This is a genomic window from Deltaproteobacteria bacterium (assembly GCA_029860075.1).
Taxonomy (GTDB): Bacteria; Desulfobacterota; JADFVX01; order JADFVX01; family JADFVX01; genus JAOUBX01.
Genome location: JAOUBX010000069.1, coordinates 1 through 24625 on the forward strand (window position 1 = coordinate 1; position 24625 = coordinate 24625).

General features: G+C 44.5%; 33 protein-coding genes and 1 tRNA gene. All 34 read right to left on the reverse strand.

All coding sequences use genetic code 11. From position 1 onward, the window contains the following. Positions 1 to 169: 169 nt before the first annotated feature. The 34 genes from rpsE to OEV42_17080 all read right to left on the reverse strand — a co-directional run bounded on the left by rpsE (position 170) and on the right by OEV42_17080 (position 24621). The gene (gene rpsE, locus OEV42_16915) at positions 170 to 670 is read right to left on the reverse strand and encodes a 30S ribosomal protein S5 (protein ID MDH3975958.1); all 501 of its coding nucleotides are present in this window, start codon (positions 668 to 670) and stop codon (positions 170 to 172) included. Positions 671 to 689: 19 nt separating this feature from the next. Next, entirely contained in the window at positions 690 to 1058 is a 369-nt protein-coding gene (rplR, locus tag OEV42_16920) for a 50S ribosomal protein L18 (protein MDH3975959.1), read from the reverse strand. Positions 1059 to 1079: 21 nt separating this feature from the next. Further along, positions 1080 to 1616, reverse strand: coding sequence for a 50S ribosomal protein L6 (gene rplF / locus OEV42_16925; protein MDH3975960.1), 537 nt, complete (start codon positions 1614 to 1616; stop codon positions 1080 to 1082). 17 nt (positions 1617 to 1633) lie between these two features. Then, positions 1634 to 2032 carry a 30S ribosomal protein S8 gene (rpsH, locus tag OEV42_16930; GenBank protein MDH3975961.1) on the reverse strand — a complete coding sequence of 133 codons (399 nt, stop codon included), beginning with the start codon at positions 2030 to 2032 and terminating at the stop codon, positions 1634 to 1636. A gap of 19 nt (positions 2033 to 2051) precedes the next feature. After that, positions 2052 to 2237: a type Z 30S ribosomal protein S14 gene (locus tag OEV42_16935; protein ID MDH3975962.1), complete on the reverse strand. Its 186-nt coding sequence runs from the start codon at positions 2235 to 2237 to the stop codon at positions 2052 to 2054. 10 nt (positions 2238 to 2247) lie between these two features. Further along, complete coding sequence (gene rplE / locus OEV42_16940; GenBank protein ID MDH3975963.1) at positions 2248 to 2787, reverse strand: 50S ribosomal protein L5; 540 nt, start codon at positions 2785 to 2787, stop codon at positions 2248 to 2250. Between the two features lie 11 nt (positions 2788 to 2798). Then, positions 2799 to 3125, reverse strand: coding sequence for a 50S ribosomal protein L24 (gene rplX, locus OEV42_16945; GenBank protein MDH3975964.1), 327 nt, complete (start codon positions 3123 to 3125; stop codon positions 2799 to 2801). 12 nt (positions 3126 to 3137) lie between these two features. Continuing rightward, entirely contained in the window at positions 3138 to 3506 is a 369-nt protein-coding gene (gene rplN, locus OEV42_16950) for a 50S ribosomal protein L14 (GenBank protein MDH3975965.1), read from the reverse strand. A gap of 25 nt (positions 3507 to 3531) precedes the next feature. Continuing rightward, the gene (gene rpsQ / locus OEV42_16955; protein ID MDH3975966.1) at positions 3532 to 3789 is read right to left on the reverse strand and encodes a 30S ribosomal protein S17; all 258 of its coding nucleotides are present in this window, start codon (positions 3787 to 3789) and stop codon (positions 3532 to 3534) included. After that, a complete protein-coding gene (gene rpmC / locus OEV42_16960; GenBank protein MDH3975967.1) occupies positions 3786 to 3995 on the reverse strand; it encodes a 50S ribosomal protein L29 in 210 nt (69 codons plus the stop codon). The genes rpsQ and rpmC overlap by 4 nt, the downstream gene beginning before the upstream one ends. Next, the gene (gene rplP / locus OEV42_16965; GenBank protein ID MDH3975968.1) at positions 3992 to 4408 is read right to left on the reverse strand and encodes a 50S ribosomal protein L16; all 417 of its coding nucleotides are present in this window, start codon (positions 4406 to 4408) and stop codon (positions 3992 to 3994) included. Before rplP ends, rpmC begins: the two co-directional genes overlap by 4 nt. 6 nt (positions 4409 to 4414) lie before the next feature. Continuing rightward, positions 4415 to 5068: a 30S ribosomal protein S3 gene (gene rpsC, locus OEV42_16970; protein ID MDH3975969.1), complete on the reverse strand. Its 654-nt coding sequence runs from the start codon at positions 5066 to 5068 to the stop codon at positions 4415 to 4417. A gap of 10 nt (positions 5069 to 5078) precedes the next feature. Next, complete coding sequence (gene rplV / locus OEV42_16975) at positions 5079 to 5417, reverse strand: 50S ribosomal protein L22 (protein MDH3975970.1); 339 nt, start codon at positions 5415 to 5417, stop codon at positions 5079 to 5081. 18 nt (positions 5418 to 5435) lie between these two features. Beyond that, positions 5436 to 5714: a 30S ribosomal protein S19 gene (gene rpsS, locus OEV42_16980; protein MDH3975971.1), complete on the reverse strand. Its 279-nt coding sequence runs from the start codon at positions 5712 to 5714 to the stop codon at positions 5436 to 5438. 18 nt (positions 5715 to 5732) lie between these two features. Further along, positions 5733 to 6557 carry a 50S ribosomal protein L2 gene (gene rplB, locus OEV42_16985; protein MDH3975972.1) on the reverse strand — a complete coding sequence of 275 codons (825 nt, stop codon included), beginning with the start codon at positions 6555 to 6557 and terminating at the stop codon, positions 5733 to 5735. A 21-nt stretch (positions 6558 to 6578) separates the two neighbouring features. After that, positions 6579 to 6869 carry a 50S ribosomal protein L23 gene (locus tag OEV42_16990; GenBank protein MDH3975973.1) on the reverse strand — a complete coding sequence of 97 codons (291 nt, stop codon included), beginning with the start codon at positions 6867 to 6869 and terminating at the stop codon, positions 6579 to 6581. Then, positions 6869 to 7489: a 50S ribosomal protein L4 gene (gene rplD / locus OEV42_16995; GenBank protein MDH3975974.1), complete on the reverse strand. Its 621-nt coding sequence runs from the start codon at positions 7487 to 7489 to the stop codon at positions 6869 to 6871. Before rplD ends, OEV42_16990 begins: the two co-directional genes overlap by 1 nt. A 3-nt stretch (positions 7490 to 7492) precedes the next feature. After that, positions 7493 to 8128 (reverse strand): 50S ribosomal protein L3, encoded by a 636-nt coding sequence (gene rplC / locus OEV42_17000; protein MDH3975975.1) that lies wholly within the window; start codon positions 8126 to 8128, stop codon positions 7493 to 7495. 30 nt (positions 8129 to 8158) lie between these two features. Then, positions 8159 to 8473 carry a 30S ribosomal protein S10 gene (gene rpsJ, locus OEV42_17005; GenBank protein ID MDH3975976.1) on the reverse strand — a complete coding sequence of 105 codons (315 nt, stop codon included), beginning with the start codon at positions 8471 to 8473 and terminating at the stop codon, positions 8159 to 8161. A 15-nt stretch (positions 8474 to 8488) separates the two neighbouring features. Then, positions 8489 to 9688: an elongation factor Tu gene (gene tuf, locus OEV42_17010; GenBank protein ID MDH3975977.1), complete on the reverse strand. Its 1200-nt coding sequence runs from the start codon at positions 9686 to 9688 to the stop codon at positions 8489 to 8491. A gap of 34 nt (positions 9689 to 9722) precedes the next feature. Next, positions 9723 to 11792 (reverse strand): elongation factor G, encoded by a 2070-nt coding sequence (gene fusA / locus OEV42_17015; protein MDH3975978.1) that lies wholly within the window; start codon positions 11790 to 11792, stop codon positions 9723 to 9725. Between the two features lie 22 nt (positions 11793 to 11814). Next, the gene (gene rpsG / locus OEV42_17020; GenBank protein ID MDH3975979.1) at positions 11815 to 12285 is read right to left on the reverse strand and encodes a 30S ribosomal protein S7; all 471 of its coding nucleotides are present in this window, start codon (positions 12283 to 12285) and stop codon (positions 11815 to 11817) included. Positions 12286 to 12314: 29 nt separating this feature from the next. Next, positions 12315 to 12686 (reverse strand): 30S ribosomal protein S12, encoded by a 372-nt coding sequence (rpsL, locus tag OEV42_17025; GenBank protein MDH3975980.1) that lies wholly within the window; start codon positions 12684 to 12686, stop codon positions 12315 to 12317. A gap of 143 nt (positions 12687 to 12829) precedes the next feature. Continuing rightward, positions 12830 to 16921, reverse strand: coding sequence for a DNA-directed RNA polymerase subunit beta' (rpoC, locus tag OEV42_17030; GenBank protein MDH3975981.1), 4092 nt, complete (start codon positions 16919 to 16921; stop codon positions 12830 to 12832). Positions 16922 to 16990: 69 nt separating this feature from the next. Next, a complete protein-coding gene (rpoB, locus tag OEV42_17035) occupies positions 16991 to 21064 on the reverse strand; it encodes a DNA-directed RNA polymerase subunit beta (GenBank protein ID MDH3975982.1) in 4074 nt (1357 codons plus the stop codon). Between the two features lie 112 nt (positions 21065 to 21176). Then, a complete protein-coding gene (gene rplL, locus OEV42_17040) occupies positions 21177 to 21560 on the reverse strand; it encodes a 50S ribosomal protein L7/L12 (protein ID MDH3975983.1) in 384 nt (127 codons plus the stop codon). A 32-nt stretch (positions 21561 to 21592) separates the two neighbouring features. Beyond that, positions 21593 to 22108 carry a 50S ribosomal protein L10 gene (rplJ, locus tag OEV42_17045; GenBank protein MDH3975984.1) on the reverse strand — a complete coding sequence of 172 codons (516 nt, stop codon included), beginning with the start codon at positions 22106 to 22108 and terminating at the stop codon, positions 21593 to 21595. Between the two features lie 186 nt (positions 22109 to 22294). After that, positions 22295 to 22990, reverse strand: coding sequence for a 50S ribosomal protein L1 (rplA, locus tag OEV42_17050; protein ID MDH3975985.1), 696 nt, complete (start codon positions 22988 to 22990; stop codon positions 22295 to 22297). A gap of 23 nt (positions 22991 to 23013) precedes the next feature. Continuing rightward, complete coding sequence (gene rplK, locus OEV42_17055) at positions 23014 to 23436, reverse strand: 50S ribosomal protein L11 (GenBank protein MDH3975986.1); 423 nt, start codon at positions 23434 to 23436, stop codon at positions 23014 to 23016. A 37-nt stretch (positions 23437 to 23473) separates the two neighbouring features. After that, a complete protein-coding gene (gene nusG, locus OEV42_17060; GenBank protein ID MDH3975987.1) occupies positions 23474 to 24016 on the reverse strand; it encodes a transcription termination/antitermination protein NusG in 543 nt (180 codons plus the stop codon). A gap of 2 nt (positions 24017 to 24018) precedes the next feature. Continuing rightward, complete coding sequence (gene secE / locus OEV42_17065; protein MDH3975988.1) at positions 24019 to 24201, reverse strand: preprotein translocase subunit SecE; 183 nt, start codon at positions 24199 to 24201, stop codon at positions 24019 to 24021. Between the two features lie 27 nt (positions 24202 to 24228). Further along, positions 24229 to 24304: transfer RNA gene (locus OEV42_17070), tRNA-Trp, on the reverse strand. Between the two features lie 24 nt (positions 24305 to 24328). Then, positions 24329 to 24478: a 50S ribosomal protein L33 gene (gene rpmG, locus OEV42_17075; protein ID MDH3975989.1), complete on the reverse strand. Its 150-nt coding sequence runs from the start codon at positions 24476 to 24478 to the stop codon at positions 24329 to 24331. A gap of 38 nt (positions 24479 to 24516) precedes the next feature. Continuing rightward, positions 24517 to 24621, reverse strand: a complete 105-nt coding sequence (locus OEV42_17080) for a hypothetical protein (GenBank protein MDH3975990.1) — start codon at positions 24619 to 24621, stop codon at positions 24517 to 24519. Between the last annotated feature and the right edge of the window lie 4 nt (positions 24622 to 24625).

Here is a 24625-nt window from a genome sequence, read left to right on the forward strand (position 1 = left end):
TCGCTCTTTGCTTCGCTCTTTGCTTCGCTCTTTGCTTCGCTCTTTGCTTCGCTCTTTGCTTTGCTCTTTGCTTCGCTCTTTGCTTTGCTCTTTGCTTCGCTCTTTGCTTTGCTCTTTGCTTCGCTCTTTGCTTTGGTATCCTTTTTTTCAGTATCCGACATTTTAATACCTAACCTGTTATATCTTTCAGTTTTTTGCCTCTTTTGGCAGCCATTTGCTCTGGCGTTTTTAATCTTGTAAGAGCGTCAAAAGTAGCACGGACCACATTATGGGGATTGTTGCTACCCTGACACTTAGTAAGAAGATCATGGATACCGGCAGTTTCAACAACAGCCCTGACCGCACCTCCTGCAATGAGTCCGGTACCTTCAGAGGCAGGCTTCAAAAGAACTCTTCCCGCACCGGAGTGACCCAGTATTTCATAAGGAATGGTTGAGTCCTTGATAGCTACGCGAATCAGACTTTTCTTAGCCTTTTCAACACCTTTTTTTATTGAAACGGCTACTTCATTGGCCTTACCAACTCCATAACCGACAATTCCATTTCCATCACCAACAACAACAAGTGTACTGAAGCTGAACCTGCGTCCACCTTTTACAACTTTAGCAACTCTACTGATATGAACAACTCTGTCTTTAAGATCAAGCTCAGATGGATCTATCCTTTCCAAAAGATATCCTCCTTATAATTTAAAACTTAAGACCACCGTCCCTGGCTGCATCGGCCAGGGCTTTTACTCTACCGTGATATAAAAAACCATTCCTGTCAAAAGAAACCGTTTCTATCTTTTTCTTTTTAGCTTCCCGGGAAATCAACTGGCCCACTTTTTTTGCTGCATCAATATTTCCTGTTCCTTTAAGCTTACCTTTTAATTCTTTACTTAAAGTTGAAGCAGAAACGATGGTTTGACCATTCGTATCATCAATGATTTGAGCATACATATGACTGGCGCTTCTGAAGATACTCAGGCGAGGCCTCCCAGACGTACCAATAACACGCCTTCGGATACTTTTTTTTCTTTTTAATCTTTTTTCAACTTTTACATTCTTAGCAGCCAACGTTCTACTCCTTATCAGGCATTATTTGCCGGTTTTTCCAGCCTTACGGACAATTCTCTCTTCGGCATATTTAATACCTTTGCCCTTGTATGGCTCAGGACCTCTCAAACTTCTTATCTTTGCAGCCATGGAACCAAGAAGTTCTTTATCCGCACCTTTTAACTTAAGCACTGTTTGTTTATCTACCTCTGCACTTGTGCCCTGGGGAAGTTCATACTCCACAGGATGAGAGTATCCAAGAGAAAAGTTCAGTTTATTACCCTGAACAGCGACCCTATAACCAACACCGCTAATTTCAAGAACTCTCTCAAATCCTTGAGAAACACCCTGAACCATATTTGCGATCAAACTTCTCGTCAGACCGTAATAGGCACCTGCTTTGGGGGATTTATCATTGGGCTTTACCACTATTTTTTCCTCTTCAACGACAATTTCAACACCATCAGGAATTGACTTTTCAAGCGTCCCTTTGGGTCCCTGTATTTTTACAGTTTGCCCTTTTTTTTCTACCTTGACTCCTGAGGGCAATGTTATTGGAAGTTTTCCAATCCTAGACATACCTTAAACTCCTAAAATTACCAAACGTTGCAGAGGATTTCTCCTCCGATATTGGCCTTTCTGGCCTCTCTATCGACCATCAGTCCCTTTGATGTTGAAAGAATTGCTATCCCATATCCATTGATCACCTTAGCTACGTCACTACCTTTAACGTAAACCCTTGAACCCGGTTTGCTAACTCTTTTTATTCCTTCTACGACGCTGTTTTTCTGATCATCATATTTGAGAGCGATCTTCAAAATGCCCTGCTTATTATCTTTCTCTATCTTGTAGCCCTTAATGTAACCTTCACTTTTCAGGACCTTTGCAATTTCCGTTTTCAACTTTGAAGCGGGAATTTCTGCAACATCTTTTTTTACCATTGTTGCGTTTCTTATCCTGGTCAACATATCAGCTAAAGGATCTGTCATTGCCATATCTAACTCCTTAACCTTCTCACCAACTCGATTTAATCATTCCAGGAATAACACCCTTAAGAGACATTTCTCTCAGGCAAATCCTGCACATATCAAATTTTCTGTAATAACCTCTTGGTCTTCCACAAACAGGACACCTGTTGTATTCACGCACCTTGAATTTAGCAGGTTTCTTATTTTTCTCTACCAATGCTTTTCTTGCCAAAGTCTCCTCCTTATTTTTTGAAAGGCATGCCGAGTTGAGTCAATAAGGATCGACCCTCTTCATCAGTACCACCAGTCGTCACTATTGTTATATTCAGACCTTTTACCTTGTCTACTTTATCGATATCGATATCCGGGAATATGATATGCTCTTTTATTCCCAGCGTATAATTGCCTCTTCCATCAAATCCTTTTTTGGGCAAGCCCCTAAAATCTCTAATCCTTGGGATGGCCGCTCCAATAAGCTTATCAAAAAAAGCATACATATTATCACCCCTTAGAGTAACACAACAACCGATAGGCATTCCTTCTCTTAGCTTAAAACCTGCTATGGACTTCTTCGCTCTTGTTATTACAGGTCTCTGGCCTGCAATCAATGCCATCTCTTCCGCTGCGGCATCTAGCACTTTTATGTTCTGAACTGCCTCGCCCACTCCAATATTAAGCACGATCTTTTCAAGCTTTGGAACTTGATGTTTATTCTTATAACCAAACTCTTTAATAAGCTTAGGCTCAATTTCCTTACTATAGGTTTCTTTTAAACTCGCCATCTTCTATGCTCCTACCTGTCTATAATCTCGCCACATTTAGCGCAAGCCCTTACTTTATTACCGTTGTCAAGAATCTTCTTCATGATTTTAACAGGAGCATCGCACTTCTGGCAAAGATAACTTACATTTGAAACATGTATTGGCGATTCCTTCTCCATTATGCCACCGCCACCCTGAGAATCCTGGCGAAGGTGCCTTTTTACTATATTGACCTTCTCTACGAGCACCTTCTGACGAACGTTTACAATCTGGATAATTTTACCTCGCTTACCCCGATCTTTTCCCGTTGTCACGACAACGGTGTCACCTTTTTTCAAACCTAAATTAGCTTGCAACATCTTTTCTCCTCCCTATAAAACTTCAGGGGCCAATGATACAATTTTCATAAACTTCCTGGCTCTAAGCTCCCTCGCTACAGGGCCAAAAATCCTCGTTCCGACAGGTTCCATATTCTTATCGATAATGACTGCGGCATTATCATCAAAACGTATGAATGAGCCATCAGGTCTACCGATTTCCTTAACTGTTCTCACAATAACCGCTTTATGTACATCACCTTTTTTGACCTTTGCGTTAGGTATTGATTCTCTCACAGAGACCACAATAACATCGCCGATTTTTGCAGTTTTTCTTTTAGAGCCACCCAGAACTTTGAAGCAGTAAACCTTTTTTGCTCCAGAATTATCAGCGACATTCAAAATAGTTTGCATCTGTATCATTTTATAAACTCCGCTAAGAAATTACTTAGACTGCTTTTTCTATAATATCTTTCAACAACCAGCGTTTGTCTTTACTGATCGGTCTGCATTCCTGAATTAAAACCTTATCTCCCGCAGCAGCCGTATTATTAACATCATGAACCTTGTACTTAGCCGTTCTTCTGAGCTGCTTATTATACTTAGGGTGTCTAAACTGTCTCTCTACAGCAACAACGGCAGTACCTTCCATCTTGTCACTGATTACTGTCCCGATGAGGGTTCTTCTGTTTACTGTATCAGTCATGCCTCACTCGATCCTTCCTTGGCCAATCTTTCTTTTCTAAGGGTATTAACTCTTGCAATATCTCTTCGTAGTTCTTTTAATCTTGCTGTATTTTCAAGCTTGCCTATAGCATGCTGAAAGTTCAAATTAAAAAGTTCTTCCCGAAAATCCGTTTCCTTTTGATTGAGTTCCTCAAGAGCCAATTCTCTTAGTTCACTGCTTTTCATTTTTGACTCTCCCTCGACACAAATCTCGTTGCCACAGGCAACTTGTGAGCCGCCAGTCTAAGAGCTTCCCTGGCAACACTCTCTTCAACACCTTCCATTTCATAGAGAATCACACCCGGCTTAATTACTGCAACCCAACCCTCTGGAGAACCTTTACCTTTTCCCATTCGGGTTTCGGCCGGCTTTGATGTAACCGGTTTATCAGGAAATGCTCTGACCCAAACCTTACCACCTCTTTTTATATGTCTCGTCATAGCAATCCTGGCAGCCTCAATCTGCCTCGAAGTGATCCAACCGCATTCAGTTGCCTGCAGTCCAAAATCTCCAAAATTGAGGGCGCAGCCTCTAAAGGGTTTTCCGGTCATTCTCCCCTTCATCTGCTTTCTGTATTTTACTTTCTTGGGCATTAACATTTTTATCTACACCTCAAGTATCTTTTCTTCTCTTTTTTCAAGAACTTCGCCCTTAAATATCCAGACCTTAACACCGATGATTCCGTAAGTTGTTTTAGCCTCGGCAAAACCGTAATCAATATCTGCTCTCAGGGTATGGAGAGGAACTCTTCCCTCCCTGTACCATTCAGTTCTGGACATTTCGTGCCCACCCAGTCTACCGGCACAAGAGATTTTAATACCCTTTGCACCAAGTTTCATAGCAGAGGTTACGGACTTCTTCATGGCTCTCCTATGGTGAACTCGTCTCTCCATTTGAAGGGCTACATTCTCGGCCACAAGCTGAGCATCAATTTCAGCTTTTCTAACCTCATTTATGTTAATAAAAATTTCCTTATCGGTAAAATGCTTGATTTCATTCCTGAGTGCATCGATTTCAGATCCTTTCTTACCAATAACAAGACCCGGACGAGCACTATGAATGTTAACTCTCATTTTGTTAGCCGTTCTTTCAATTTCAATCCTAGAAACGCCGGCATGATTAAGTTTCTTTTTAAGGAAGGTTCTGATTTTCAGATCCTCATGAATCAAATTAGAATAACCTTTTTTGGCATACCATCTGGAATCCCAATCCTTAATTACTCCCAGTCTAAAACCGACAGGATTTACTTTCTGCCCCAAATCTAACCTCCTATTCTACCGCTTCAGCGAGGACAACAGTGATATGACTAGTCCTCTTCAATATCTGAGTTGCTCTACCCATTGCTCTTGGCATAAATCTTTTTATCGTTGGACCTTCATTAACAAATGTACTCTTGACAAAGAGCTTGTCGGGATCATTTACACCCTGCTGCTCAGCATTAGCCACTGCAGATCTGACGATCTTAGAAACCATGGGCGCTGCTTTTTTATCAGTGAAACTCAATGTCCTTAATACTTCACCAACTTCCTTCCCTCTAATCGTGTTAACTATGAGCCTTGCCTTTCTCGGCGAAATCCTCGCATACCTTAAAACTGCTTTTGCTTCCATCATCCTGGCTCCGATACCCTATTTCATTTTCGCCTTTTTACCGCCAATATGACCGTAAAAAGTTCTTGTTGATGCAAATTCGCCAAGCTTGTGACCAACCATATTCTCCGTAATATAAACGGGTACGAACTTCTTTCCGTTATGAACAGCGAATGTTATACCAATAAAATCAGGCGTTATAGTTGATCTTCTTGACCAAGTCTTAATCATCTGCTTGCTGCCGCTTTCCTGTGCCGACGCCACTTTCCGAAGAAGGCTATCTTCAACATAGGGTCCTTTTTTAATTGATCGCGCCACTGCTATCTCCTTATAAAGCTATTTCTTACGCTTTCTTACAATAAATCTATCTGAACGACTATTACTTCTCGTCTTGTAACCTTTCGTCGGTACACCCCAGGGTGAAACTGGATGACGTCCACCGGAAGACTTACCCTCCCCACCACCATGCGGATGATCAACGGGGTTCATGGCAACCCCTCTTACCGTAGGCCTTACACCTAACCATCTCTTTCTGCCGGCCTTTCCAAGGCTGACATTTGAATGATCACTATTGCCTACTTCGCCGACCGTCGCATAACAATCTTCCAGAATCATCCTCACTTCTGTTGATGGCAATCTAACCTGTGCATAACGGCCATCTTTGGCCATTAATTGTGCCGAATTCCCCGCACTTCTTACTATTTGCCCACCCTTGCCTCTCTTCATTTCTATATTATGTATAAGCGTGCCAAGAGGAATATTCTTTATTGGAAGCGCATTACCAGGCTTAATATCAGCATCAGGGCCGGACACTACAGTATCTCCAATGTTGATATCCTTAGGTGCCAGGATATACCTTTTTTCACCGTCAGCATAATGAAGCAACGCGATACGCGCCGTTCTGTTGGGATCGTACTCTATCGAAGCCACAGTGGAAGGAATTCCTTCTTTATCTCTTTTAAAATCAATTACTCTATAGCGTCTCTTATGTCCGCCACCGGCATGTCTTCTCGTAATCCTGCCGTCAGAATTTCTGCCACCCGTTTTTTTAAGTTTCTCAACGAGCCCTTTTTCAGGTTTTGTCCTGCTCACCTCATCAAAAGTGAGACAACTCTTATGCCTTACTCCAGGTGATGTTGGTTTATATAGTTTTAGAGCCATTTTAACTCATATCCTCCTAAATTACACACCCTCGAAAATTTCGATGCTTTCGCCTGCCTTAAGTGCGACGTATGCCTTTTTCCAATTGGATCTCTTTCCCATCACGGAACGGCTGCGTTTTCTTTTTCCGGCAACCTGTACTGTTCTAACACTATCCACTTTTACTTTAAAGACAGTTTCAACAGACTTTTTAATTTCGCATTTATTAGCATCCCGATCAACAACAAAGGAAACAACATTTCCCGCCTCTTTCGCTATTGTCGTTTTTTCTGTAATGATCGGGCTTTTTAATATGTGACCGTAGCTTTTCATCAGCCTAACACCTCTTCAATCTTGCCGACCGATTCCTTCGTCATAAAGAGCTTATCATGTTTAAGCAAATCATAAACATTGATCCCTTCGCTCTTCATAACCTTAAAACCTCTTACGTTCCTTGAAGAAAGATCGACATTTCTATTTTCTTCGTCTAATACGATAAGAGCCCTCTCTGCCTCAAAAGTCTTCATAACCTGCACAAACTCTTTCGTCTTGCTATGCGTTAATTCGAATTTATCAAGAACCACCAGCATACCGTCTTTTAATTTCATTGACAACGCTGACCTGAGTGCAGCTCTTTTCGTTTTTTTGTTAATACCTAGATTGAAAGTCTTGGCCTGAGGACCGAATGCAGTCCCTCCACCGACCCAAATGGGTGAACTTGATGTACCTGCACGAGCTCTTCCCGTGCCCTTTTGTTTCCAGGGCTTGGCCCCGCCGCCTCTTACATGGGAACGACCTTTTGTCTGCGCATTGCCGCCTCTCCTGTTCATCAGTTGCAGCCTGACTACAGAATGCATAATTTCCGGCCTCACATCAGAGTCAAAAACTTTTGCAGACAATTCAATATTGCCGATTTTTTTATTATTCAGATCTACTACATCTATAGAAGCCATGGATTATCCCTTTTTAACAGCCTTTTTAATTACAAGCAATCCTTTGTTGTGACCCGGCACAGCACCTTTTATAAGAAGGATATTTTCTTCCGCTCTAACTTTTGCAATAGAGAGATTTTGAACGGTGACCCGTTCGCCACCCATCCTGCCTGCCATTTTCTTACCTTTAAAGACCCTTGAAGGAGTTGCTGAACACCCAATGGAACCAGGCTTTCTGTGGATCTTCTCAGCGCCATGACTGGCACGAGCGCCACCGAACCCCCAGCGCTTCATGACACCAGCCATTCCCTTACCTTTACTGGTACCGGTAACATCAACAACATCACCATCAGAAAAAATATCAACAGTAATGTTCTGACCAATTTCGAAACCGTCAACATCTTCCACTCTTAATTCCCTAAGGTACCTTTGGGGAGCCACCTTTGTCTTGTTAAAGTGACCTTTTTCCGGCTTACCGACCAGGTTAGAACGTTTTTCAAGAAATCCCAGCTGAACCGCACTGTAGCCATCGTTCTCTACATTTTTTTTCTGAACGACTGCACAGGGTCCGGCCTCTACAACAGTCACAGGAACCAACTCGCCATCGTCCGTTATAATCTGGGTCATTCCCAGTTTTCTTCCAATAATGCCTTCCTTCATTGCTTTAGCTCCGATTGAAACCTTTTCTCTTTAAGGATTTAGCTTAATTTCTACATCAACGCCAGCAGACAAATCGAGCTTCATTAAGGCATCAACCGTATGCTGTGTCGGCTCAAGAATATCGAGAAGCCTCTTGTGAGTCCTGATCTCGAATTGCTCTCTAGACTTCTTGTCTATGAATGGAGAACGGTTAACACAATACTTATTGATTTCTGTTGGCAGCGGAATGGGGCCGGCAATTTTAGCACCCGTTCTTTTCGCCGTATCTACTATTTCCACAACAGATTGATCTAAAAGCTTATAATCATAAGCTCTCAGCCTGATTCTAATTTTCTGGCTCTCCATTTCTATCCCTTCACCTTACTCAATAATCTCGCTTACAACACCGGCGCCGACCGTTCTACCGCCTTCCCTGATAGCAAATCTCAATTCTTTATCCATCGCAATGGGGGTAATCAGTACCACCTCTACCGATACGTTGTCACCTGGCATTACCATCTCAACGCCGTCAGGAAGCGTTACCACACCGGTAACGTCAGTTGTTCTGAAGTAGAACTGAGGCCTGTAACCGTTAAAAAACGGGGTATGCCTCCCACCCTCTTCCTTCGTTAGAATATAGGCTTCTCCCTTGAATTTGGTATGAGGCGTAATGCTGCCGGGCTTGGCCAGAACCTGTCCTCTTTCTACCTCTTCGCGCTTGACGCCTCTGATCAGTGCACCGATATTATCACCGGCTTCACCACGGTCAAGAAGTTTTCTAAACATCTCAACACCGGTAACAACTGTCTTCTGTGTCTCCTTCATCCCCACAATCTCAACTTCTTCATTCACGTTGATAACACCGCTCTCAACTCTTCCCGTCACAACGGTACCCCTGCCGGAAATACTGAACACATCTTCAACAGGCATGAGGAAGGGCTTGTCTATATCACGCTCAGGCTGAGGAATATAGCTGTCCACGTTTGCCATCAAATCAAGTATAGGCTTGCACTTGGGGCAATCTTCCTTGCCGCAGCCACATTCGAGCGCCTGAAGGGCGCTGCCCGCTACCACAGGAATATCATCACCCGGGAATTCATACTTGCTTAGAAGTTCTCTTACCTCTAGCTCAACGAGTTCCATCAGCTCCTCATCATCAACCATATCCGCCTTATTTAGGAATACGGTGATTGCCGGAACGCCGACCTGCCTTGCCAGCAGAATATGCTCTCTTGTCTGCGGCATGGGTCCGTCTGCTGCACTTACAACCAGAATCGCTCCGTCCATCTGGGCCGCACCGGTTATCATGTTCTTTACATAGTCGGCATGTCCGGGACAATCGACATGGGCATAATGTCTGTCAGACGTCTCATACTCAACATGAGCCGTTGCTATCGTTATCCCCCTCTCCCTTTCTTCAGGGGCATTATCTATCTGGTCATACCCTTTAAATTCTGCTCCGCCACCGGCTGACAATACACGCGTAATTGCCGCCGTTAATGTTGTCTTTCCATGGTCAACGTGACCAATGGTTCCCACGTTACAATGGGGCTTCGTCCTCTCAAACTTTTCCTTAGCCATCTATCAAGTACCTCCTAAAGATATACCTTGTTTACTAACCCTTTGCCTTTGCTGCAATCTCGTCAGCAATACTTCCGGGAACCTGTTCATAATGATCGAACTGCATAGTGTAAGTCGCCCTACCCTGTGTTGCAGACCTTAAATCTGTTGAATAACCGAACATTTCAGCGAGTGGAACCTGAGACTTTACAGCCTGCATACCGCCCCTTGCCTCCATAGACTGAATCCTGCCACGCCTGGAATTAAGATCCCCTATAACGTCACCCATAAAATCTTCGGGAACAATAACCTCTACATCCATAATCGGCTCAAGAAGAACGGGACCCGCCTTGACGGCACCCTCCTTAAACCCCATAGAACCGGCAATCTTAAATGCCATTTCAGATGAATCCACATCATGATAAGATCCATCATAAAGAGTGACCTTAACATCAACAACGGGGTAACCGGCTTTAACACCGTTTTCCAAAGCACCTTCAACACCCTTACCGACGGCAGGGATATATTCGGCAGGAACGACACCACCCTTAATCTTATTAACAAACTCAAAGCCGCCACCAGCTTCATTGGGTTCTATCCTAAGCCACACATGGCCGTATTGTCCACGACCACCGGACTGCCTGACAAACTTGCCTTCGGCATCAACCGACTTGGTTATAGTCTCCCGATAGGCTACCTGAGGCTTACCAACATTAGCCTCAACCTTAAACTCTCTCAACATACGGTCAACAATAATCTCAAGATGAAGCTCACCCATCCCCGATATAATTGTTTGGCCCGTCTCCTCGTCGGTTTTCACCCTGAAGGAGGGATCCTCTTTAGCCAACTTACCGAGCGCAATACCCATCTTTTCCTGATCAGCCTTGGTTTTAGGCTCAATAGCGATAGAAATAACAGGCTCTGGAAATTCCATTGACTCAAGAATGACCGGTTTATTCTCATCACAAAGCGTATCACCTGTTGTAGAAAGCTTCAGACCAACAGCTGCTGCAATATCACCGGCAGAGACCGACTTAACCTCTTCCCTCTTATTGGCGTGCATTTTAACGATTCTACCCACCCGTTCCTTCTTGCCCCTAGTCGAGTTAAATATATGAGATCCCGCATCAACCGTACCGGAGTAAACCCTGAAGAAGGTCAAATTCCCAACGAAGGGATCATTAGCAATCTTAAATGCAAGCGCGGAAAAAGGCTCAGAAGGATCCGCCTTACGTACGCCAACTTCTTCAGTACCAGGCACAACACCTTCCATAGGCGGAATATCAAGAGGTGACGGGAGGTAATCAACAACAGCATCAAGCAACTGCTGAACACCCTTATTTTTAAATGCTGAGCCACAGAGGACAGGAACAATCTTAAAGTCCAAAGTAGCGCTCCTTATTCCAGCGATAAGCTCTTCCTGAGATACTTCTTCTCCCTCGAGATATTTTTCCATTAAAGCATCATCAGACTCTGCTACCGCCTCAACGAGCATCTCTCTATACTCGTGAGCCTGCTCCTTCAAATCATCGGGAATATCTACTTCCGTATAGGTCATCCCCATCGTTTTTTCATCATAGGAAATAGCTTTCATCTTCACAAGATCCACAACACCGGAAAACTCCTCTTCAGCACCTACCGGTATCTGGAGCGCAACAGGATTGGCATTCAAACGATCCTTGATCATATCCACGCCATTAAAGAAATTGGCGCCCACCCTATCCATCTTATTTACAAAAGCAATCCTTGGCACCTTATACTTATCAGCCTGGCGCCATACCGTCTCTGACTGGGGCTCAACACCCGACACGGAACAGAAAACGGCCACCGCTCCATCCAGAACACGAAGAGACCTCTCAACCTCAATCGTAAAATCAACGTGCCCCGGTGTATCAATTATGTTAATCCTGTGATCTCTCCAGGAACAAGTTGTTGCAGCAGAGGTAATGGTAATCCCCCTCTCCTGCTCCTGCTCCATCCAGTCCATCGTAGCTGCGCCATCATGAACCTCACCGATCTTATAAGAAACACCGGTATAATAGAGAATACGCTCTGTAGTTGTTGTCTTACCGGCATCAATATGGGCCATAATACCGATATTTCTTGTAGTCTTTAATATACTCAACGTTAAACCCCTAAATTAAAATCTACCACCGATAGTGGGCAAATGCCTTATTTGCCTCAGCCATCCTATGGGTATCTTCCTTCTTCTTAAAAGCCCCACCCCTGCCATTGGCGGCGTCAAGGATTTCACCGGCCAGGCGCTCTCTCATGGTCTTTTCAGAACGATCCCTGGCATAACCAACAAGCCACTTCATGCCGAGGGCCGAACGCCTTGAAGGCCTGACCTCTACGGGCACTTGATAGGTTGCACCACCAACCCTTCTGGACTTCACCTCAACAGAAGGCCTTACATTCTCTATGGCCTTCTTAAAAACCTGAAGAGCATCTTCCTTTGCCCTCTCTTCCAGAATATCAAAAGCGCTATAGAGAATCTTTTCAGCAACACTCTTTTTCCCATCCAGCATCAGACGACAGACAAATTTGGAAACAACCTTGTCACCATACTTAGGATCGGGTAAAACATCTCTTTTCGGTATTTCTCGTCTTCTCGACATACTCTCCTCACAAACCAGACTTCTTTAACTTACTTCGGCTTCTTAGCTCCATACTTGGACCTGCCCTGCTTTCTATCCTGAACACCGGCAGTATCCAAAACGCCCCTAATCATATGATACCTTACACCAGGAAGGTCTTTAACCCTCCCACCCCTAATAACAACAACAGAGTGCTCCTGAAGGTTATGACCAACACCCGGAATATAAGAAGTAACCTCCATCCCGTTAGTAAGCCTCACCCTGGCAACCTTCCTAAGGGCCGAATTTGGCTTTTTAGGGGTTGTCGTGTAGACCCTGACACAGACACCTCTCTTTTGGGGGCACTGGTCAAGAGCAGGTGCTTTTTCTTTCTTTTTTAAGGTCTTACGACCCTTTCTAACAAGCTGATTTATAGTTGGCATTTAAATTTCTCCTCAAAATAACTACCCAACTGAGGGTTAAATCGTGATTCAATACAAAGTCCCCCAATATATACAATGAGACGCTGGATGTCAAGCATAATATGCAATCTTTTTATTTGAAAATTAAATTTTCAAAAGGAATATCATGCAACATCCTGAGCAGCATTTTCTTCAACTAGCGGCTCTTCTTCTACTTCACCTTCAATAGAAAGGTCTCTGTATCGGGGAAGGCCTGTTCCAGCCGGTACAAGCTTACCCATGATGACATTTTCCTTGAGGCCGCTAAGGTAGTCAGCCTTGCCTTCAATAGCGGCCTGCGTGAGTACCTTGGTCGTCTCCTGAAAAGAAGCTGCAGAGATGAAACTGTCCGTACTAAGTGATGCCTTTGTAATCCCAAGAAGAAGCGGTTCGGCTGTAGCCGGTGTTCCACCTTCTTCCATGATTTTTTCATTCCCGTCCCTGAACCTGACCTTCTCTACCTCATCGCCGGGGAGGAAGTCCGTATCTCCTGCATCAACAATCCTGACTCTTCTAAGCATCTGTCTGACAATAACCTCAATATGCTTATCATTGATGCCTACTCCCTGGAGGCGATAGACCTCCTGGACTTCATCGACAAGATACTTGGCAAGCTCTTTATCGCCTCTGATACGAAGAATATCATGCGGATCGATAGCCCCATCCATGAGGGATTCACCGGCCTTGATGCGATCCCCGTCATGAACACTGATATGTTTACCTTTAGGAATAAGGTATTCCTTAACATCACCTACGTCAGGAGTAACAAGAACCTGTCTTTTCCCCTTTGTATCCTTTCCAAAAGAAACGACACCATCAATTTCAGAAACAATGGCCATTTCCTTGGGCCTTCTCGCTTCAAAAAGCTCAGCAACCCTCGGAAGACCACCGGTAATGTCCTTGGTCTTCGTCGTTTCTCTCGGTATCTTGGCCAGAATATCACCTGCATCGAGCACATCACCTTCACTAACGATAATGTTAGCGCCAACAGGCATCTGATAGCGACCCGCCGTTTTCCCGGCTTCATCCTTAATGGATACCCTGGGCCTCAGTTCGGCTTCCTTACATTCGACAATAATCTTCCTTGAAAGTCCGGTAACTTCATCAACCTGTTCCTGCATTGACTGGCCTTCAATAATATCACCAAATTTAACGGCACCTGATTTATCCGTCAAAATAGGCACAGTATAAGGATCCCATTCCGCCAGAAGCGTCCCTTTTTCAACCTTATCGCCTTCCTTCATCGTCAGCTTGGCGCCATAGACAAGCAGATAACGCTCTCTTTCTCTACCTGTTTCATCAATGACAGCAATTTCAGCATTCCTGTTCATAACAATAAGACTGCCTTCCTTATTGGCAACACTTGACAGCCCAATAAGCTTGACAACACCATCATTTCTCGCTTCCAGAGTCGTTTGTTCAGCCCTTCTGCTCGCTGTACCACCAATATGGAAGGTTCTCATCGTAAGCTGGGTTCCCGGCTCACCAATAGACTGGGCAGCAATAATACCTACCGTTTCTCCAAGATTTATCATGGAGCCCCTGGCAAGATCTCTACCATAACATTTTGCACAGATACCTTTTTTGGACTGGCAGGTAAGAACCGATCTGATCAAAACTCTGTCTACGCCGGAAGATTCAAGTTTCTCAACAAGCGCTTCATCAATTTCCGTACCGGCCTCAACAAGAACATCACCGGTCATGGGATCTTCAATATTTTCGAGGGCAACCCGGCCAAGAATCCGGTCACCAAGACCTTCAATAACTTCGCCACCTTCAACAAGGGCAGAAACATAAATTCCATCTATGGTCTGACAATCCTCTTCCGTAATGATCATATCCTGTGCTACATCAACGAGGCGCCTTGTGAGGTAACCTGAGTTTGCCGTCTTAAGCGCTGTATCGGCAAGGCCCTTTCTGGCTCCGTGAGTCGAGATAAAGTATTGAAGGACAGTAAGACCGTCTCTGAAGTTGGACGTAATTGGTGTTTCAATAATCTCACCTGAAGGCTTGGCCATAAGTCCCCTCATTCCGGCCAGCTGTCTGATCTGCTGAGCACTGCCTCTCGCACCGGAGTCAGCCATCATGAAGATAGGATTAAAGCTTGGAATACTCTTTTCATTGCCTTCATCATCGACAATTCTCTCCGTGCCGAGTTCTTTCATCATCTCATCGGCAATCTGCTCAGTAACATGGGCCCAGATATCAATTACCTTGTTATACCTTTCACCATCGGTAATCAAACCGTCAGTGTACTGGTTTTTAATTTCAACAACTTCTTCCTGAGCTGCGCCTATAAGCGCATCCCTCCTGGTAGGCATAACCATATCGTTAATGCTGATCGATATACCTGCCTTTGTCGCATGTTTATAACCAAGATTTTTCAGTTGGTCCGCAAGAACAACCGTTTTCTTACCCCCTGCCAGCCTGAATGACTGGTCAACAAGAACAGCCAGGGCCTTTTTGTTCATGACCTTGTTAATCGTCTCAAAAGGAATCTCGAAAGGAACGATTCCTCTTAAAAGAATACGTCCCGGAGTCGTATCAGCGATTTGACCGTCAATCCTCACCTTAATACATGCCTGAAGGTGAACTTCACCGGCATCATAGGCAGAAACAACCTCATCAACCGAGGAGAATATAATGCCCTCACCCTTTTGTAGAGGCTTCTCCCTCGTCATATAATAAAGACCAAGAACGATATCCTGGCTCGGGACAATAATCGGCTTACCGTTTGCCGGAGAAAGAATGTTATTGGTCGACATCATAAGTACTCTCGCTTCAAGCTGTGCCTGGATTGAAAGAGGAACATGAACAGCCATCTGGTCTCCGTCGAAGTCTGCATTATAGGCAGCACAAACGAGCGGGTGGAGCTGAATAGCCTTTCCGTCAACCAGAATAGGCTCAAATGCCTGAATCCCCAGACGATGAAGAGTCGGCGCCCTGTTTAGAAGGATCGGATGCTCCCTGATAACTTCATCAAGAATATCCCAAACTTCAGACCTTTCCTCTTCAACCATTTTCTTGGCATTTTTAATGGTAGTAACATAACCTCTCTCTTCGAGCTTACTGTAAATAAAAGGCTTAAAGAGCTCAAGGGCCATCTTCTTCGGTAAGCCGCACTGATGCAACTTGAGTTCAGGACCGACAACAATAACCGACCTTCCTGAATAGTCGACCCTTTTACCGAGGAGATTCTGCCTGAAACGACCCTGCTTACCTTTAAGCATGTCACTTAAAGATTTGAGTGGCCGCTTGTTTGGACCGGTAATAACCCTGCCCCTTCTACCGTTATCAAAAAGTGCGTCAACTGCTTCCTGAAGCATTCTCTTTTCATTTCTGATAATAATGTCGGGAGCATTAAGTTCGAGCAGCCTTTTGAGCCTGTTATTTCTGTTAATAACCCTTCTGTAAAGGTCATTTAGGTCTGAAGTAACAAACCTGCCACCATCGAGAGGAACAAGAGGTCTCAAATCGGGTGGAATAACGGGAATAACTTCCATAATCATCCATTCAGGCTTATTATCGGAAAGCCTGAATGCATCGGCAACTTTAAGTCTTTTGGCTATTTTCTTTCTCTTGGCGTCGGAATTGGTCTCTTTCATTTCAAGCCTGAGAGAAGCACAAATCTCTCCCAGATCAAGTTCCTTCATCAGTTCCCTGATCGTTTCAGCACCCATACCGGCTTCGAACTCACCGGCATACTCTTCCATAGCCGCATAATACTCGTCTTCCGTGAGGAGTTGCCCCTTTATCAGAGCCGAATCTTTAGGATCCGTAACAATATAAGCCTCAAAGTAGAGCACCTTTTCCAGATCCTTAAGGGTAATATCAAGAAGATTCCCCATCCTGCTGGGAAGACTTTTCAGGAACCAGATATGCGCGACAGGCGTGGCAAGCTCAATATGACCGAGCCTTTCCCTTCTTACCTTAGACTGAATAACCTCGACACCACACTTTTCACAAACCACTCCCCTGTGCTTCATTCTCTTGAATTTACCACAGTTACATTCGTAATCCTTGATAGGCCCAAAAATTTTAGCACAAAACAAACCGTCCCTTTCAGGCTTGAATGTCCTGTAGTTTATGGTTTCCGGTTTTTTTACCTCACCATGAGACCATTCTCTTATCTTTTCAGGTGAAGCAATAGAAACTCTAATCCCCTTGAAGTTCAGCGGATCCTTAGGCTTTTCAACAAAACTAAAAAAATCTTCCAAGGTTTCCCTCCTGTTCTAAGCAATAACCGGTTAAAGGTACTTTCGAACAATTTCTAATTAATTATTTTCTCAATCCTCAAGCAATTGAACATCAAGGCCAAGACTCTGCATCTCCTTGATAACAACATTAAACGATTCCGGCAGTCCGGCTTCAAGAATATTTTCACCCTTCACGATACTCTCGTACATGCGGGTACGGCCTGCCACATCATCAGACTTGACGGTAAGGAACTCCTGAAGACAATGAGCCGCACCATAAGCTTCCATTGCCCACACCTCCATTTCTCCCAGTCTCTGCCCACCAAACTGTGCCTTACCGCCCAGAGGCTGCTGAGTCACGAGAGAGTAAGGCCCCGTAGACCTGGCGTGAATTTTATCATCAACAAGATGGTGAAGCTTGATCATATACATGACACCAACCATGACATCCTGGTCAAAATCCTCACCCGTCTTGCCATCAAAAAGTTTCTCTTTACCGCTCGTTGACAAGCCCGCCAGTTCCATAAGCCTCTTGACCTCACTTTCAGAGGCTCCCTCAAAAACGGGAGAAGCCATAAAGACTCCTGCTGAGAGTTTGCGGGCCATAGCCATGATTTCTTCATCATCAGCCTTGTTAACCAGTTGGTCGATCTGAGCGGATTTATAAACCTCTTTAATGAATTCCCTCATTTTCTCAGGCGAATAATTAAGCTCGACAAACTTCTTCACCTTATCTCCAAGGCCCTTGGCAACCCATCCGAGGTGGGCCTCGAGTATCTGACCGACATTCATACGCGACGGAACACCAAGCGGATTCAAGACAATATCGACGGCTGTCCCATCTGCCATATAGGGCATATCCTCTACAGGTACGATCTTTGAAAGAACACCTTTATTTCCATGTCTTCCGGCCATTTTATCACCAACAGAGAGTTTTCTCTTGATAGCCACGGAAATCTTAACCATTTTGAGAACACCGGGTGGAAGTTCGTCACCTCTCTTGAGGCGGTCCATCTTCTCTTCAAAGTATTCCCTGATAAACTCCGTCTGTTCAGTCAGTGAATCGAGAAGTTTCTGGATGTTCTCTTCAGTCTCTTCATCACCCTTTAAAACAATATCTCCCCAAAGATTCTTCGGTGTATCATCAAGCACTTTTTCAGTAATTTTCTTGCCCTTTTCGAGGCGCACGTCCCCTTTTGAATCGGTAATGTCTGCAACAGCCGTTTTACCGACAAGAAGAGTCTTTATCTTATTATAGATACCACCCTCAATGATCCTTATTTCGTCTTCCTGATCTTTAAGAAGCTTGGCCTCGTCTTCACTTTCAATGTCCCTGGCCCGCTCATCCTTTTCAATCCCTTTCCGGGAAAAGACCTTTGCGCCAATAACCGTTCCTTCGACACCGGGCGGAACTCTCAGTGAGGTATCTTTAACGTCACCCGCTTTTTCACCAAAAATAGCCCTGAGAAGCTTTTCTTCCGGCGTCAGTTGAGTTTCACCTTTCGGTGTAATCTTGCCGATAAGGATATCATTGGGTCTTACCTCGGCGCCGATACGGATAATGCCGCTGTCATCGAGATCTTTTAGCTGTTCTTCACCGAGGTTGGGAATATCTCTGGTAATTTCTTCTTTACCAAGTTTAGTATCGCGACAAACGCACTCAAATTCTTCAATATGAACGGATGTATAGGTATCATCGACAAGCATCTTTTCACTGATAAGAATGGAGTCCTCGAAGTTGTAACCGTTCCATGGCATAAAGGCAACGACAACATTCTTGCCAAGCGCCAGTTCACCTTCTTCAGTAGAAGGTCCGTCAGCAATAACCTGCCCTTTTTTAACAGCATCACCAACAGAAACAATCGGTTTCTGATTGATACAGGTATTCTGGTTGGAACGCTGAAACTTGACAAGATTGTAAATATCTACGCCGGCACCCTTGTCTTCTCCACTGGAGGAACACTTTACAACGATCCTGGTAGAATCAACACTCTCAACAATACCATCATTAAGAGCAACGACGGTTACTCCAGAATCCTCAGCGACAACACTCTCCATCCCCGTGCCAACAAGAGGAGCGGAAGCTTTTAGGAGCGGAACGGCCTGTCTCTGCATGTTAGAACCCATAAGAGCCCTGTTGGCATCATCATTCTCAAGAAAGGGGATGAGTGATGCAGCGACACTGACGAGCTGTTTTGGCGACACATCCATATAACCAACTTCATCGGGACGAACCATCGTAAATTCACCGCCGATTCTGGCAGAAACCAGATCTCTTACAAAATGACCATTCTCGTCGAGAGGCGCACTTGCCTGCGCAATGACGACACCCTCTTCTTCGAGTGCCGACATATATTTTACTTCCTTCGTTACAGCACCATCCGTTACAATCCTGTAGGGCGTCTCGATAAACCCGAATTCATTGACCCTTGCATAGGTACTAAGTGAGGCAATGAGACCGATATTCGGTCCTTCAGGTGTTTCAATGGGACAGATCCTTCCGTAATGAGTGGTATGAACATCCCTCACTTCAAAACCGGCCCTCTCTCTTGTCAGACCACCCGGCCCGAGAGCACTGACCCTCCTCTTATGAGTAATTTCTGAAAGAGGGTTCGTCTGGTCCATGAACTGAGAAAGCTGACTGCTGCCGAAAAACTCCTTAATAACCGCAGTTACCGGTTTCGCATTAATAAAGTCATGAGGCATAAGCGTCTCCGGACCCTGAATGCTCATTCTTTCCTTAATAATCCTCTCCATCCTGACAAGGCCGATGCGATACTGGTTCTCAATCAACTCACCAACGGCCCTTACCCTTCTGTTGCCGAGATGATCGATATCATCAACCTCTCCGGCTCCATCTCTTAACCCAATAAGATAGCGAACAGTCTCGATAATATCTTCCTTGGTAAGCGTTCTCACTTCAAGGGGCGTCTCTACGCTGAACTTGTGGTTGAACTTGAGACGACCCACTTCAGACATGTCGTATCTTTCGGGATTAAAGAAAAGGTTATAAAAGAGTGTCCTGGCCGCTTCCTGGGTAGGAGGTTCACCGGGCCGTAATCTTCTGAATATCTCGATAAGAGCATCTTCAGGCAAATTCATATTATCAGACATCATGGTGTTTCTCAGATAAGGTCCTTCCATGTGAAGGAGACCGAACTCTTTTACACCGGCTTCCCTGATCATATCCAGCATTTCAATATTGAGTTCGGCATTGCATTCGGCAATAATCTCACCTGTATTGGTATCAACAATATCCGTCGAAATCACCCTGCTTTCCAATTCTTCAGCTTCAACAGGAATAAACTCTATACCGGCATTAATTATCTTTTTAATAACACCTTTGGTAAATTTACGGTTTTTCTTAACTACCGTTTCACCACTTTTTTCATCAATAATATCGGTAGTCGCCCTCTGCCCTCTAAGCAGATCAGGGGCCACCTTCTTAAACATTTTGCCACCGTCAAAATGGATATATTCGGTTTCATAAAAGACATTTAAGAGTTCTTCTGCAGAATAGCCAAGGGCACGAAGTAATACGGTTACAGGAAGCTTTCTTTTCCTGTCAATTCTCACATGCATAATATCCTTGGGATCAAACTCAAGATCCAGCCAGGACCCCCTGTAGGGAATAACCCTTGCAGAATAAAGTACTTTTCCACTGGAATGGGTTTTTCCCTTGTCACTATCAAAAAAGACGCCGGGAGACCTGTGCAGTTGACTAACGATAACCCGTTCCGTACCGTTAATAATGAAGGTACCCTTATCCGTCATGAGGGGGATATCTCCGAAGTAAACCTCCTGCTCTTTCACGTCTCTGATGCTTCTTGACTCTTCACTAACATCCCACACAACAAGACGCACTTTTACCTTGAGCGGTGCAGCATAAGTCATTCCCTTTTGCAGACATTCCTGCACATCATAACCGGGTTCACCCAGGCCATAGGATACGAATTCAAGGGAAGCGGTCTCATTAAAATCAAAGATTGGGAAAACACTCTTGAAAGCTCCCTGTAAGCCGATTTCTTCTCTGCTGTCAGGTTCGAGTTCGGCCTGCAAAAACCTTGAATAGGACCTTTTCTGTGTCTCGATAAGGTTGGGAAGCTCAATAATCGACGGGATTGAAGCGAAATTTTTTCTAATTCTTTTATAGCGGGAGGTCATCTTTTTCACCTCGTGTTTATTGGGATAATGTAGAATATAAAAAAGCCAAAATTGAAAAAAGTGGAACCTCTCCGGCAAAGAGAGGTTCCACCTTGAATTACCAGGTCAGGTTCTACTTAAGTTCGACAGTAGCGCCCTGCTCTTCGATCTTCTTCTTCATTTCCTCAGCCTCTTCCTTGGAAACACCTTCTTTAACAGGCTTGGGAGCACCATCTACAAGCTCTTTCGCTTCCTTGAGGCCCAGTCCTGTAATTTCTCTTACCGCTTTGATAACCTGAATCTTTTTATCACCTGCACCGGTAAGAACAACGGTGAATTCAGACTGTTCAGCAGCGGCAGCGCCGCCTTCACCACCGGCAGCAGGTGCAGCAGAAACAGCAACAGGTGCAGCAGCGGAAACACCAAATTTCTCTTCAAGTTCCTTTACAAGCTCAGATAATTCGAGAACGGAAATACCTTCTAAATATTTAATTACATCGTTTTTAGTTACAGCCATTTTCTATTCCTCCAAAACTAGCGTTTAATTTATTATTTTTCTTTCCCTTTTCCAATAGCGGAAAGTACCTGCACGAGACTTCTCTGGTTACCGGAAAGCACAGTAACAAAACCGCGCATAGGCCCGTTAAGCACACTAAGCAATTGTCCGAGCAGTATTTCCTTGGACGGTAATTTAGACAGCGCTTCAATATCGGCAATGCCGAGCAGTTTATCACCGAGTAAACCTGCCTTTAGCTCCAGATCGTCATGCTCTTCAGCAAGACCCTTTAGCACCTTAGCGCCGGCTACGGGATCATCAAAGCTGAAAGCAATTGCTGTAGGCCCTTTAAGCGAATCGGACAAAACCTCCGAGTCCGTTCCTTTAATTGCAATACGTGCCAGGGTATTCTTTGTAACCCTTAACTCGACGGATGCTTGTCTAAGTTTGCTTCTGACTTCATTCATTTCTGATACGGTCAGACCACGATAATCCGTCACAATCGCCGACTTCGCTCTCGAAAAACTATCTTTAAGTTTTTCAATTTCCTGATTTTTTTCTACTCTCAATCTTATCTCCCTCCTTTCTCTCCACCTTTAGCATATAGCCAGAAGGAGTGAAAGGTTTATCATTGACCACACTCTCCTGTCTCGGCAGGCCGGATATTTCCGATTAAACACTTGAAGCGAACCTGCTGTCTCTGACTGCGCGTTTATATGGCGTTATTATTAATAACTAATTTATATCTTTATCTCCTAAACTTTAACAGTAGAAGGCTCGACCTTGATACCTGGCCCCATGGTAGTAGAAATCGTTATTCCTCTTAAGTAAGTTCCTTTGCAAGCTTCAGGCTTGGCTTTTACAATGGCGTCGAGAAATGCTCTCACATTGTCAAGAATCTTTTCAGAGCCAAAAGAAATTTTACCGAGGCCGGCATGAACAATACCCGTTTTTTCCGTTCTAAATTCGACTTTCCCTGCCTTTGCATCTTTAACAGCTTTAGCCACATCAAAGGTAACCGTACCCAGCTTGGGATTAGGCATAAGACCCCTGGGGCCCAGAACTTTTCCAAGTCTACTCACCTTGCCCATAATATCAGGCGTAGCAATAGCGCAATCAAAGTCAAGCCAGCCGCCGCTAATTTTTTGAATGAGATCATCAGAGCCATATTCATCGGCACCCGCCTCTTTTGCTTCCTTTTCCTTTTCACCGGCAGCAAAAACAACAACTCGCATCTCTTTACCAATACCCTGCGGCAAAACAACGGCCCCCCTGACCATCTGGTCGGCATGCCTCGGATCGACACCCAGATTTATTGCCACATCCACAGTTTCGTCGAACTTTGCACCCTTTGCAGAGCCCAGCAGGCCAACAGCTTCTTCAAGCGAATATTTTTTTTGACTGTCTATCTTTTCCAGATTTTCAGAATACCTTTTACCTATCTTTCCCATAACAGTAAATTCCTTAACTCTATTTAGTCAGCGATCTCAAGGCCCATGCTTCTCATGGAACCCTCTACCGATTTACACATTGCCTCGATATCATGCGCATTTGAATCATTGATCTTTACTTCCGCAATTTCCTTTATCTGGGCCCTTGTAACCTTGCCTACCTTATTCTTGTTTGGCTCACCGGATCCCTTGGCGAGTCCGGCTGCTTTTTTAAGAAGTTCAGCAACCGGCGGTGATTTAGTTACGAAAGTAAAGCTTTTATCACTGTAAACGGTAATTTCAACCGGGATAACGCCCTCTTTCCCCTGTGTTGCAGCATTGTATGCCTTGCAGAAATCCATTATATTAACACCGTGCTGACCCAAGGCCGGCCCAATGGGCGGCGCTGGATTAGCCTTGCCGGCTTCAATCTGCAGCTTAATAAATCCTGATACCTTTTTGGCCATTTTTCATACTCCTAAATAGTGTTCGCCATACAGCGCTCTAGTTTTTCTCTACCTGGGTAAAATCAAGCTCAACAGGGGTGGCTCGCCCAAAAACGCTAATCATAACCTTAAGCTTACCCTTGTCTTCCCTGGCCTCTTCAACGGTACCGTTAAAATTGCTGAAAGGACCATCAGTAACCCTGATGCTTTCACCTTTTTCAAATCTTACCTTAGGCTTGGGTCTTTGTGCGCCCTCTTCCATCTGACGAGTAATTTTTGCAACCTCCTCAGGCGGAATGGCGGCAGGCCTGCGCCCTCCACCAACAAAGCCGGTCACCTTGGGCGTATTTTTTACGATATGCCAGGTCTCGTCATTAAGAATCATGCTCACAAGAATATAGCCGGGATAAAATTTTCGGGTTGACGTCGTCTTAACGCCCTTTTTCATTTCCAGCACAGTTTCAGAGGGAATCAATATTTCGCCAAAGAGCTCCTCTTTGCGCAAAGAGCTTATTCTTTCTTCCAGAGCAAGCTTAACTTTATTTTCATAACCTGAATAGGTATGAACTATGTACCACTTCTTATCCGTCTCTGTTGACATAATTAACTAAATATCTCCTTGACAAGCCAAGCAAGCACACCATCGACGGCCCCAAGAAAAGCTGAAATGACAACAACAACAACAAGCACAACATAGGTGGAACTTATTGTTTCTTTTCTCGTAGGCCAGGTAACCTTTTTAAGCTCTGCCTTTACCTCATTAATATATTCTATCGCCTTTTTCACTTTTTCTCACTTTCCCCGGGATTTAAATGGCAGGCCAGGAGGGATTCGAACCCCCAACATCCGGTTTTGGAGACCGGCGCTCTACCGTTAGAGCTACTGGCCTAAAAATCCTGCGTCAAAAAACCTGCTACTTTGTCTCTCTATGTATGGTATGGCGACGACAGAACGGACAATACTTCTTAAATTCCAGCTTATCCGGTGTGGTTCGTTTATTTTTCGTAGTCGAATAATTTCTGCGCTTACACTCCGTACAACCCAGCGTAACTATATCTCTCATTTTCTATACCCTTATGTAAGACCTTACTTTAAAAGACCCTATTCAATAATCTCGCTTACAACACCGGCGCCGACCGTTCTACCGCCTTCCCTGATAGCAAATCTCAATTCTTTATCCATCGCAATGGGGGTAATCAGTACCACCTCT

Coding starts and splice junctions, on each gene's coding strand:
- rplL (MDH3975983.1), bottom strand. CDS start 21,560: ATGGCTGTAACTAAAAACGATGTAATTAAATATTTAGAAGGTATTTCC.
- rplA (MDH3975985.1), bottom strand. CDS start 22,990: ATGGGAAAGATAGGTAAAAGGTATTCTGAAAATCTGGAAAAGATAGAC.
- rplX (MDH3975964.1), bottom strand. CDS start 3,125: ATGTTGCAAGCTAATTTAGGTTTGAAAAAAGGTGACACCGTTGTCGTG.
- rplN (MDH3975965.1), bottom strand. CDS start 3,506: ATGATACAGATGCAAACTATTTTGAATGTCGCTGATAATTCTGGAGCA.
- rpmG (MDH3975989.1), bottom strand. CDS start 24,478: ATGAGAGATATAGTTACGCTGGGTTGTACGGAGTGTAAGCGCAGAAAT.
- rplK (MDH3975986.1), bottom strand. CDS start 23,436: ATGGCCAAAAAGGTATCAGGATTTATTAAGCTGCAGATTGAAGCCGGC.
- rplB (MDH3975972.1), bottom strand. CDS start 6,557: ATGGCTCTAAAACTATATAAACCAACATCACCTGGAGTAAGGCATAAG.
- rpoB (MDH3975982.1), bottom strand. CDS start 21,064: ATGACCTCCCGCTATAAAAGAATTAGAAAAAATTTCGCTTCAATCCCG.
- rpmC (MDH3975967.1), bottom strand. CDS start 3,995: ATGAAAAGCAGTGAACTAAGAGAATTGGCTCTTGAGGAACTCAATCAA.
- rplF (MDH3975960.1), bottom strand. CDS start 1,616: ATGTCTAGGATTGGAAAACTTCCAATAACATTGCCCTCAGGAGTCAAG.
- OEV42_16990 (MDH3975973.1), bottom strand. CDS start 6,869: ATGAAAAGCTACGGTCACATATTAAAAAGCCCGATCATTACAGAAAAA.
- rpsL (MDH3975980.1), bottom strand. CDS start 12,686: ATGCCAACTATAAATCAGCTTGTTAGAAAGGGTCGTAAGACCTTAAAA.
- nusG (MDH3975987.1), bottom strand. CDS start 24,016: ATGTCAACAGAGACGGATAAGAAGTGGTACATAGTTCATACCTATTCA.
- rplE (MDH3975963.1), bottom strand. CDS start 2,787: ATGGCGAGTTTAAAAGAAACCTATAGTAAGGAAATTGAGCCTAAGCTT.
- rplC (MDH3975975.1), bottom strand. CDS start 8,128: ATGAAGGAAGGCATTATTGGAAGAAAACTGGGAATGACCCAGATTATA.
- rplP (MDH3975968.1), bottom strand. CDS start 4,408: ATGTTAATGCCCAAGAAAGTAAAATACAGAAAGCAGATGAAGGGGAGA.
- tuf (MDH3975977.1), bottom strand. CDS start 9,688: ATGGCTAAGGAAAAGTTTGAGAGGACGAAGCCCCATTGTAACGTGGGA.
- rpsG (MDH3975979.1), bottom strand. CDS start 12,285: ATGTCGAGAAGACGAGAAATACCGAAAAGAGATGTTTTACCCGATCCT.
- rplV (MDH3975970.1), bottom strand. CDS start 5,417: ATGGAAGCAAAAGCAGTTTTAAGGTATGCGAGGATTTCGCCGAGAAAG.
- rpsQ (MDH3975966.1), bottom strand. CDS start 3,789: ATGACTGATACAGTAAACAGAAGAACCCTCATCGGGACAGTAATCAGT.
- rpsH (MDH3975961.1), bottom strand. CDS start 2,032: ATGGCAATGACAGATCCTTTAGCTGATATGTTGACCAGGATAAGAAAC.
- rplD (MDH3975974.1), bottom strand. CDS start 7,489: ATGGCTTCTATAGATGTAGTAGATCTGAATAATAAAAAAATCGGCAAT.
- rpsJ (MDH3975976.1), bottom strand. CDS start 8,473: ATGGAGAGCCAGAAAATTAGAATCAGGCTGAGAGCTTATGATTATAAG.